Source organism: Longimicrobiaceae bacterium (assembly GCA_035696245.1).
In the GTDB taxonomy this organism is placed as follows: domain Bacteria; phylum Gemmatimonadota; class Gemmatimonadetes; order Longimicrobiales; family Longimicrobiaceae; genus DASRQW01.
This window is the reverse complement of sequence record DASRQW010000054.1, coordinates 1-9,852: the sequence shown is the minus strand read 5'-3', so window position 1 is coordinate 9,852 and position 9,852 is coordinate 1. Positions and strand designations below refer to the sequence as shown.

Annotated in this window: 11 protein-coding genes; 3 read left to right on the top strand and 8 right to left on the bottom strand. The window is 69.6% G+C overall.

What is annotated here, in order from left to right:
- Window positions 1-179 precede the first annotated feature (179 nt).
- The 7 genes from VFE05_02530 to VFE05_02500 form a co-directional block, all read right to left on the bottom strand.
- Complete coding sequence (locus VFE05_02530; protein HET6228924.1) at window positions 180-308, bottom strand: hypothetical protein; 129 nt, start codon at window positions 306-308, stop codon at window positions 180-182.
- A 154-nt stretch (window positions 309-462) separates the two neighbouring features.
- A complete protein-coding gene (locus tag VFE05_02525; GenBank protein ID HET6228923.1) occupies window positions 463-966 on the bottom strand; it encodes a hypothetical protein in 504 nt (167 codons plus the stop codon).
- Window positions 967-1,023: 57 nt separating this feature from the next.
- Window positions 1,024-1,908, bottom strand: coding sequence for a hypothetical protein (locus tag VFE05_02520; protein ID HET6228922.1), 885 nt, complete (start codon window positions 1,906-1,908; stop codon window positions 1,024-1,026).
- Window positions 1,909-1,969: 61 nt separating this feature from the next.
- On the bottom strand, window positions 1,970-2,368 hold the full coding sequence (locus VFE05_02515; protein ID HET6228921.1) for a type II toxin-antitoxin system death-on-curing family toxin: 399 nt from the start codon (window positions 2,366-2,368) through the stop codon (window positions 1,970-1,972).
- Window positions 2,369-2,371: 3 nt separating this feature from the next.
- Window positions 2,372-2,599 (bottom strand): hypothetical protein, encoded by a 228-nt coding sequence (locus tag VFE05_02510; protein HET6228920.1) that lies wholly within the window; start codon window positions 2,597-2,599, stop codon window positions 2,372-2,374.
- Window positions 2,600-2,683: 84 nt separating this feature from the next.
- On the bottom strand, window positions 2,684-3,493 hold the full coding sequence (locus VFE05_02505; GenBank protein ID HET6228919.1) for an aldo/keto reductase: 810 nt from the start codon (window positions 3,491-3,493) through the stop codon (window positions 2,684-2,686).
- Between the two features lie 215 nt (window positions 3,494-3,708).
- Window positions 3,709-5,346, bottom strand: coding sequence for an alkaline phosphatase family protein (locus VFE05_02500; GenBank protein HET6228918.1), 1,638 nt, complete (start codon window positions 5,344-5,346; stop codon window positions 3,709-3,711).
- Window positions 5,347-6,143: 797 nt separating this feature from the next.
- Here VFE05_02500 and VFE05_02495 point away from each other — a divergent pair.
- The 3 genes from VFE05_02495 (at window position 6,144) to VFE05_02485 (ending at window position 8,508) form a co-directional block, all read left to right on the top strand.
- Window positions 6,144-6,308 (top strand): hypothetical protein, encoded by a 165-nt coding sequence (locus VFE05_02495; GenBank protein ID HET6228917.1) that lies wholly within the window; start codon window positions 6,144-6,146, stop codon window positions 6,306-6,308.
- A gap of 197 nt (window positions 6,309-6,505) precedes the next feature.
- Window positions 6,506-7,468 (top strand): hypothetical protein, encoded by a 963-nt coding sequence (locus VFE05_02490; protein HET6228916.1) that lies wholly within the window; start codon window positions 6,506-6,508, stop codon window positions 7,466-7,468.
- Window positions 7,468-8,508 (top strand): LLM class flavin-dependent oxidoreductase, encoded by a 1,041-nt coding sequence (locus VFE05_02485; GenBank protein ID HET6228915.1) that lies wholly within the window; start codon window positions 7,468-7,470, stop codon window positions 8,506-8,508. The genes VFE05_02490 and VFE05_02485 overlap by 1 nt, the downstream gene beginning before the upstream one ends.
- Window positions 8,509-8,867: 359 nt before the next feature.
- Here the strand turns inward: VFE05_02485 and VFE05_02480 are convergent, their stop codons facing one another.
- Complete coding sequence (locus tag VFE05_02480; protein ID HET6228914.1) at window positions 8,868-9,572, bottom strand: DUF4142 domain-containing protein; 705 nt, start codon at window positions 9,570-9,572, stop codon at window positions 8,868-8,870.
- Window positions 9,573-9,852 lie beyond the last annotated feature (280 nt).

Here is a 9,852-nt window from a genome sequence, read left to right as displayed (position 1 = left end):
GGTTTGCAGGGCGCCAAAGCTGTCGTACCGCGGCGGAGGCGCTAGCCATTCCTGAGGCTCGCGCGTGCAGCTCATCTCCCGGATGCCGGTCTGGTCGGGCGGGCCGGGTGACGGTTCCGGATCAGAGGTGCTCATTCAGGGCTCGCCCACGGCGGACGAGTGGCGATGGAGAGGTGCACTCAGTGCGCGTGGATCGCCCACTGGTACGAGATGACGGCCACGATGGCGAGCCACACCAGCGCGCCCGCGAAACCCGTGAGGGCGATGCGCAGCTTCTCGCCCGAGTCGTCTTCGTGATGTGCGTCCATCTTCTTGTCTCCAGTCGAGTGGTTGGGTCAGGTCGAACGATAGATGTTGCTGCGCGGACGCCTCTTCCGGATCAGGCGGCGACCCCGCTGACGATGCGCAGAATGCCGCCGGCGCGCCTCCCGTGCAAGGCCTCGGGGGCGGACCACGATGATGTTACGCTCGCCCGCCGGCCGTAGCGTCGGCCGCGAGCTGACGGCGGAAGAACGGCCAGGCGTCCGCGAGGTAGATGCCGAACGGAATCCACCAGATCAGGTCATTGGTGAGACAGAGCACGCCCGCCTTCAGCGGCCACGCGCCGTGCCACAGCAGCCCCGCCAGGCCGATGGGCCCCAGCACCTTGCCGGCGAGCCCCACAGCCGCGAGCAGCCACCCGCGCTCCGGCACGCGCGCGACCTCCAGGTAGATCACGCCGTACAGCCCGACCACCATCGCCAGGCAGGCGAAGATCTCCGGCCGGTTCAGCGGCTCCATGCCCGCGAACCGGAACAGCCACTGCGGATCCAGCGCCGAGTACAGTCCCCAGCACACGTTGTACACGCCCGCCGCCACGAACACCGCACGATGGAGCCGCCGCCGCGGCAACGTCATCCCCGCGTCAGCCGGGCGGAGCGCAGTCCTGCGGCCGACCATTGCGGCGGATTCGGGCGCGAGGGGCATCATCCTCCAGGCGTGGATGTGAACCGCGGCACGGGAGATGTACGGCCGGCCGCGCTCCTACCGATGCTCGAACAGCAGCGTGAGCACCTCGATCGCGCCACCCGCGCCCGCCTGCCGCGCGACGGAGAGCCCGTCGCGGTAGTGCGCCCCGGCGCGGATGGGGTCCTCCGCGTCGTACGCGATCTCGCCCAGGACGTGCCAGCATTGCACCTGCCGCAGCGCATCGCCCGAGCGCGCGAAGCCGCGGACCGCCTCGCCAAGATGGGCGCGCGCCTGGTTGCGGCTGCCGCGCTCCAGGTGCACCAGGCCAACCGCCATCTGCCCCATCGCCGTCCAGTGCTCGTGCTTCGCGGAGCGGGCCAAGCGCAGCGTGTCTGCCGCCGCCTTCTCCGCCGCGCGCAGGTGGGCGGACTCGGCCAGGGCGTTTGCGCGGTTCACGCCCGCGAGCACGCGACCGTGCACGTCGCGCTCGGCCTCGAACAGGCGCGCCGCCGCGTCGAAGCGCGCCACGGCCTCGGCCGGGTCGCCGCCCAGGCCCGCGATCACGCCCAGGTTGGCCAGCGCGCGGCCTCGCTGAACGCGTGTCGCCTCGCCGGACGCGACCTCCTCGCAGAGACGCGCCAGGTCGTCCAGGTCACCCTCGCCGGACATGATGCCGTGGCAGACCATCTCGTTCACCGCGTCCGGCACCACCTCGGCGGCGCCCACGCGGCGGGCCATCTCCGCGACGCGAGCCGCCGCCCCCGCCTGCGCGAAGTCCATCCGCACCCGCGCCGCCTCCGCGACCGTCACCCCCGCGTGCAGCCGCTCCGCGCGTACCTCCGGCGCCGCGTCGTCCTCCGCATCCCATCCCCCCGCCAGCGCCTCCGCGGCGGAGACGACATCAGGGCCGGGCAGCGGCCGTCCGGCGGGAAAGTACCCGCCGGGGTGAATCATCTCCATCGAATCCCCTCTGAAGCCGAGCAGCCGATCCGAGGCTACCCGGGCGTACGATACGCTTACGCTATTCGTCCGTGATCGGCACGACGTGCTCACGAAGCCAGGCGGCGAGCTCTGTCTCGCCCAACTCCCCGGCGGCAAGGTCGGTCATCAACACTACGACCTCCGGTTCGGATGCTTCGAGCAGGAGTCCGTTGGTGTACAGGAAGACGCCCATCACGGCGAGCGCGATCCTTTTGTTTCCGTCCACGAAACCGTGATTCTTCGCCAGGCCGTATCCGTAGCTGGCAGCGAGTTCGGGCAGGTCGCAGCCCGACTCGTAGGACCAGCGATTAACAGGTCGTGCAAGTGCGGAGTCGATCATCCCATCATCGCGAACACCGTGGCTGCCACCGTCCTGACGAATCAGCTCGGGATGGAGCGCGTCGACGATCTTGCGTGAAACCCAGGTCGGTTCACGCATCGTCTACTTGGCAAGCTCACGGAAGGCGTTCCGGTACTTCTTCCGGATCACGTCGAATGCCTCCATGGCGTTCTCGAACTCGGGATCGTACGGAGTGAGCAGCACGCCGTTCTCGGTTTCCACGATGTGGAGCTGGTCGCCCTCATGGAGATGCAGCAGGTCCGTCATCTCTTTGGGGAAAGTGCCTCCCAGAGAGCCGCCCATCCGCCGTATCGTCATCGTCTTCGTCATCGTGCTCCTCCTGGTTCTGCTGTAGCTTCTTCCGCCTGACGGAGTGTAACACAAAAGTTGTACCGCGTCCATGGATGGATGGTTTCACCCGCCGGCGAGCCGCTGGATACGGGCGCGCTCGTCGGGGCCGAACCAAGGGGGCGAGCCGGCGGCGGCGTTGTCGGCCATGTGGCGCGGGCTGGACGTGGCTGGGATGGCGACGTGGCAGCGGGGGTCGCTCAGGATCCACTTGAGCAGCACCTGCGTCCACGTGGTCACGCCGAACGGGCGGAACGGCTCCAGGTCCTCAGGAGATGGGATGCGGCGCAGCAGGTCTCCCTCGCCGAAGGGACGCATGATCACCACGCCCAGGCCAAGCTCGTCCGCCAGCGGCAGGATGTCGTGCTCGACCTCGCGCTCCAGCGGGTTGTACGGGACCTGCACGGCCTGGATGCGCCCCGTCTCCATCACGCGGCGAAGCTCCGGGAACGCGCTGGAGCGGTAGTGCGTGGCGCCGATGGAGACCACCCGCTCCTCGTCGCGCAGGCGCTCCAGCAGCGGCAGGTGCTCGCGCCAGGCGAGCAGGTTGTGGATCTGGTACAGCTCCACGCGCCCGCCGTACCACTCCAGCGCGCGCCGGACCTGCTCCTGCGCCTCGTGGAAGCTGTCCGTCCAAATCTTGGTGGCTACGATCGCCTGCTCGCGGCGCCCCTCCAGTGTGGCGCCCAGGACGCGCTCCGACTGCCCGTACATGGGCGACGAGTCGAAGAAGCTCGCGCCGCCCGTGAGCGCCGCGTCCGTCACCTCACGCACCCGCCCCTCGGCCGCGGCGCCGCGCACGTCGAAGGTCGACCACGTGCCCATCCCGACCACGGGCACCTCCAGCCCCGTGCGCCCCAGCATCCGTCGCTCCACGCCGCCTCCTCCTCGTCCCCGTTCTGTGGAATCGTCTTCGCGCCGCTCGTTCCAGCGTGCCGCAAGAGCGCGGCCCCCGCGGAAGTAGCGCATCTGCCCGCGGAGGCAGATGGGGGACGGAGATGCGGGGCGGCCGGGTTCGCTCCGCCACCCCGCATCTTCGTCGATAACACCTTCGCACGTCGGCCCAAGCCCTTCGGCCGATGCGCGGAGGGTCAGCGGAAGGCGTCTTCCAGCACGTGGCCGTCCAGCGGTTCGGTGGGCGCGACACCGATGGCGCGGGCCAGCGTGGGTGCGATGTCGGCCACGCGCACGAACCCGTCGTGGCGGCCGGGGCGGAAGGCGCTGCCGTAGAAGCGGAAGGCGCTGCCGTAGAAGAGGATGGGCACGTGCGCGTCGTCGTCGTGCGGCGAACCGTGCTGCGCGTACAGGCGGCGGCCCCACACGCGGCCGGGCAGCAGCGTCACGACGAGATCCACCGGCACGTCGCGCGGGATCATGTGCACCCATCGCCGCCCGATGGTGTCCGCGTCGTTCGCCGCGCGGCGCAGGTCTGCCAGCCGGTCTACGCGCTGCACCCCCGTGAGCGCCCGCACCTCGCCAGCCAGCGCGTCCACGGCCGAGTCCGCGTTCACGCCCGCCCGCGAGAAGGCGGCGTGATCCACGAACAGCATGCCGTCCTGGAGCGAGAACGCCGCGGTGTCCAGCCCTCGCGCGGCGAGCCCCGCCTGCGCGCGCCGGACGACCGGCTCGCTCACGACGTGCCAGCTCGCCGCCTCCGCCGGGTTGGCGACCTCGGGGAACGAGGTCGCGCCGTGGTCCGCCGTCAGCGCCACGATTACGCGCGACGCGTCGCGGCCGGCGTACACCGAGTCCAGGAAGACGCCCAGCATCCGGTCCAGCCGCAGGATCTGATCGTGGATCTCGCGCGAGTCCGGGCCAAAGCGGTGGCCGACCGCATCCGTGGTGGAGAGCGAGACGGCGAGCAGGTCCGTCTGCGGCCCGCGGCCCAGACGCATCTCCCGAAGCCCGCGCAGCGCCAGGTCCAGCGTCGCCTGGTCCATCATCGGGAACTCCGGGAAGTACTTCGCCGCCGAGTCGGGGTTCGACGGAATCTGGTGCGGAAACGCCGGCTCGTGCCGGCCGCCCATGATCGGCGCGCCGCTCTCCACCTGAACCGTGTCCGGCTCCGCGTACGCCGAGGCGGGCAGCAACGTCGTCCACTGCTTGCCGGCCCAGCTCTGCGGGATGCGGCGGGCGTTGAAGCGGCGGACCCACGCCGGCAGCGTGTCCGCGTAGTACGTGCTGGTGGTGAAGCGCCCGTCGAACGCGTACCAGAACACGCTCTGCTTCGCGCGGCCGAGGGGCAGGATGGCGGCGCGGTCCTTCCGTGAGACGGAGAGCGCGCGGCTGCGGGCGTCCGCCGAGCGCATCCAGTCGATGAGCGTGGTGCCGCGGAAGCGCCGCGGCGACGCCGGCAGCCCGTGCCCGCCGATGAGCGGCGCCGCGCTGTCCAGCACGCCCGCGTTGTTCATCACGATGCCGGTGCTCGCCGGGAACCGGCCGGAGAGCGTGGACGCGTGCCCCGGCGCCGTCTCCGTCACCGCGTGGTCCTGGAAGCCGTTCGTGAACACCGCGCCGCCGCGGTACAGCCTGCCCAGCCCGCCCGTGAGCTGGCTCGTCCACCGCGTGAAGTAGTCCGGCCGCATCTGGTCCACCGTGATGAACACGACCAGCATCGGCTTCGTCGCTGCGGGCGGTGCGGACGCGCGATGCGTCTGCGCGGCAGACGGAGCGCGGACGGCGAGCAACGCCGCGGCGGTGAGGGCGAGGGTGGAGCGAAGGCGTTTCATGGCGCTCGGGAGATGCGGGCGAGGCGGCGGACCTGCGTACTTCCCATCGTGAGATGCGAAGCCGTTCATCCGCCCCCGGATGCGTTTTCGGCCGATGCGGCAACGTAGCGCCTCCGCGTCACGGTCAACAACCCGCCGCGCCCGCCATCCCGCAACGGAGCCGCGACGCTCGAGTGTCACGCGCAACTCTCCGAGCTCGGGAGGCGCATCGACGGGCGGCAGCGGCGATGCATGCGAAGCGGGTCATACGTACGGAAGCAGGCGCGCAGCGTCTTCGCGCCGTCGTAGCCCGCGGGTTCACCCGCACGGCGGTGCCGACGAATGCTTGGCGTTCCCCGATCCGACTCATCTACCGGCCGTTCTTTGAATCTCCGGACGCGTCCACGATGTCTGAACGAGCCGCTCATCGCCCCCGCATAGGCGTCACGCATGTCTCCGAGCGGGGTGTCGGCGATGTGTCCGAACGTGTCAGGGATGTCTCCGAACGCTCCTCGTCCGCTTGTCAGCGACGAGCAATCGCGGAGGGTTGACGCTGTGGAGGGGGCGTGATACTGTTCGTTGTCACAGGAATTTGCGCCAACGCGAGCCCTTCAGGTCCTACGTGTCCACGCTTCGCCATCCCATGTGCATGTGGTGTCGCCCGAATCTCCCCCGGGAGGAGCGGACCGGCGTCCTTGCACGTGCACACGGCATGGACGCGTAGAGCAGACCGGAGACTCGATCTCGGACGCTCGGCCCGGCCCTCTCCAGCGAGAGGGCCGGGCTTTTTTCATCTGCTGAAAACGACGAGGAAGACGATGGAGATACAGGTGCAGCGCCGGGCTTCGGCGCAGGCGTTGCGTGCGGGCCCGGCGCCGCACGACGAGGACGCGTTCGACGCCGAGCGCGCGTGGAGCTACGTTCGCGCGGTGTACCCGCTGAACGCGGGCCTGCCCCACGTGCTGGACGCCCCGCGCGACTGACGCGCATCCGTCCGGCGCGAAGCCGGCGTGCGGCCGTCGCGGCGGAGCCGGTTTTCGTGAGATGGATCGCATCCGCCGTGAACACGCGGATGCGGAAGAGACGGTGAGGGAACGGAAGACCACTCCCGCGGCCGGGCGGCGCGCGGGGAGCACGACGGCCGTTTGGTCGTCACATCAAACGAGAGAAGGACGAGCTGATGCCCGCCACACCGGAACGGCCCATCGCCATCTACTACGAGCACCCCGACTGGTTCAAGCCGCTCTTCGCGGAGCTGGACCGGCGCGGCACCCCATACGTGAAGCTGGACGCGGGCAGCCACCGCTTCGACCCGGCGGAGAAGGAAGCGCCGTACTCGCTGGTCTTCAACCGCATGAGCCCGTCGGCGTTCCTGCGCGGGCACGGCAACGCCATCTTCTACACGCTTAGCTGGCTGGCGCACCTCAAGCGGCTGGGCGTGCGCGTGGTGAACGGCTACGAGGCGTTCGTGAGCGAGACCAGCAAGGCCGGGCAGCTGGACCTGCTGGACCACCTGGGCCTGCCGTACCCGCGCGCCCGCGTGATCAACAACGCCGACCAGGCGCCCGCCGCGGCCCAGGGGCTGCGGTTCCCCGTGGCCGTGAAGCCCAACATCGGCGGGAGCGGCGCGGGCGTGCGGCGCTTCGACTCGCCCGAGACGCTGGCGAGCGTGGCGGCGGAGGGCGGCCTGGACCTGGGCGTCGACTCCGTCGCGCTCGTGCAGGAGTTCATCCCTGCCGAGGAGAGCCGCATCGTCCGCGTCGAGGTGCTGGGCGGCAAGTTCCTCTACGCCATCCGCATCTACACGCCGGGCGACTCGTTCGACCTGTGCCCGGCCGACGTGTGCCAGCGCGTGGACGGCGCGGAGCTGGAGCGCGCGGCGTGCCCGGTGGACGCGCCCAAGAACCGCCTTCGCGTGGAAGGCTACGAGCCGCCCGCCGAGGTGATCGAAGACGTGGAGCGCATCATGGCCGCCGCGGGCATCGAGGTGGGCGGCATCGAGTACATGGTGGATTCGCGAGATGGGCAGCGGCTGTACTACGACGTGAACGCGCTGTCGAACTTCGTGGCCGACGCGCCCCGGGTGGTGGGCTTCGACCCGTTCGCGCGCCTGGCCGACTACCTCGAGCAGGAGGCACGCTGATGCGCTTCGGATACTGGCTTCCCGTGTTCGGCGGCTGGCTGCGGAACGTGCCCGACGAGGGGATGGAGGCGAGCTGGGACTACGTGAAGCGCCTCGCCCAGCGCAGCGAGCAGATCGGGTTCGACCTCTCCCTGGTGGCCGAGCTGAACCTGAACGACATCAAGGGCGAGGAGGCGCCGTCGCTCGACGCGTGGTCCACCGCGGCGGCGCTCGCGGCGGTGACGGAGCGGATGGAGATCATGGTCGCCGTGCGGCCCACCTTCCACCAGCCGGCTCTGCTGGCCAAGCAGGCCGCCAACATCGACCGGATCAGCGGCGGGCGGCTGTCGCTGAACGTCGTCTCCAGCTGGTGGGCGGGCGAGGCGCGGCAGTACGGCGTGCAGTTCGACCAACACGACGACCGCTACGCCCGCACGGCCGAGTGGCTGCAGGTGGTGGACGGGATGTGGCGCGAGCCGCGCTTCACCTTCGACGGCAAGTACTACCACGTGGACAACGCGTCGCTCCAGCCCAAGCCGTTGCGGCAGCCGCGGCCCACGCTCTACGCCGGCGGCGAGTCGCCCGCGGCCAAGGAGATGATCGCGCGGCAGTGCGACGCGTACCTCACGCACGGCGACCCGCCGGAGCGCATCGCACCCAAGGCGGCGGACATGCAGGCGCGGCGCGAGGCGCTGGGCCTCCCGCGCATGCAGATCGGCGTGGCGGGCTACGTCGTGTGCCGTGAGACGGAAGACGCGGCGCGGGCCGAGGTGGCGCGCATCACCGACGTGAGCCAGAGCGCCGCGGGGTACGCCAACTACCAGGACTGGCTGGCGAACACGCAGCTCGAGCAGCAGGTGAGCCTGGAAGACTACTCCGTCTCGAACCGCGGCCTGCGCTCCGGCCTGGTCGGCACGCCCGAGCAGATCGCCGAGCGCATCCGCGAGTTCGAAGCGGCCGGCGTGGACCTCCTCCTTCTCCAGTTCTCCCCGCAGCTGGAGGAGATGGAGCGCTTCGCCGAAGAGGTCATACCCCTCGTCAACGGCGCCACCGTCGCCTAGCCGATCGATGCGCATCCGACGCACCAACACGGATGCGCATCCTCTTGTAGGGGTGCGATTTATCGCATCCGGGCCATCTCCCGATGTGGTGGACTCCCGGGTTGCCGCGCAAAACGCCACGGATCGGATTGACCGCATCTCCGGTTGTGAACATCGGTAGATGCGGATCGGAGTTGGATTTGCCGAATCGCCATCGCCGGATACAACCCGCCGTTGCGGTAGAGGCGGACCGGATGCGATGAACCGCATCGCGTACACATTGCAGGATCAACTGTGGATGCAAACGAGGCCGGGGCGACACCGTGAGGTGCCGCCCCGGCCTTCGTCATCCCAGCCGATGGGAGACGATCGGAGCCCGATCAGCGACCCATGTTGCCCATGCTGCCCATGATCTGCTGCGCCATCGCGAGGTGGCTGGCGATGGTCGCGCGCGCCGACATTCGCATGTCGGTCATCGTCATGTGGCTCATGTCCATGGACGAGCCCGACGTGCCGGAGCCCGACATCATGCCGTCGGAGGTGCCGGACGAGCCGCTCATCCCCGAGCTGCCCATGCTAGAGCCACTCATCCCCGAGCTGCTCATGCCGGATCCGCTCATCGCCATGCCGCTGTTGCCGTTCATGGCGTCGAGGGCCTGGATGAGGTAGCCGTGCACCGCCACCTGCCGCTGCATGTACGCCTGGTCGAAGCTCATGCCGCGCTGCGCCGAGCGCAGCATCTGCATGGCGGCCATGTGGTTGTCGGTCACGGCGCGCGCCGCGGGATCGCTCATCATGGCATCCATCGCCATCTGCGTCATGCCCATGTTCTGCATCATCTGCTGGCGCATGTTCATGGCGTTGGTGTGCTCCGTGACCATCTGCTGCGCGAACTGCCGGACCGTGGGGCTGGTGGCCTGCTGCAGGGCGAGCTGGCCCTCTTCGATCTCGCCGCGGTCGGCCGCGTTGAGCATCGCCGAGGTGCTCACGTCGGCGGGGCCCATCGAGGCGCCCATGCAGCCGGCGGCGGCCATCGAGAGCAGGCCGGCAGTACAGAGTGCGAGTGCGTTGCGGGTGTGGATCATGGCTTCCTCCAGGTGTTGGTTTCTCGTCCGGCGGCGCCCGCCGAAGTGGTGGTTTTCGCCGCCTTTTTGGAGCCAAGTCCCGCTGAGCAAGAGAGATGCGGCAAACGTACCACCGCCGGGAACCGTAGCAGGTGTGATGCGTCCGGAAACGTATGACAGAGGTGGAACACGAAGAGGGACTGCGCGGCGGCCGTTGCGTCCGGGCGACACCCACGGCGGACGAGAACGTATCCCGCAGATGCAAAGCTGTCCCGTGCCGGTGCACCCGCAGCGGCGCGCG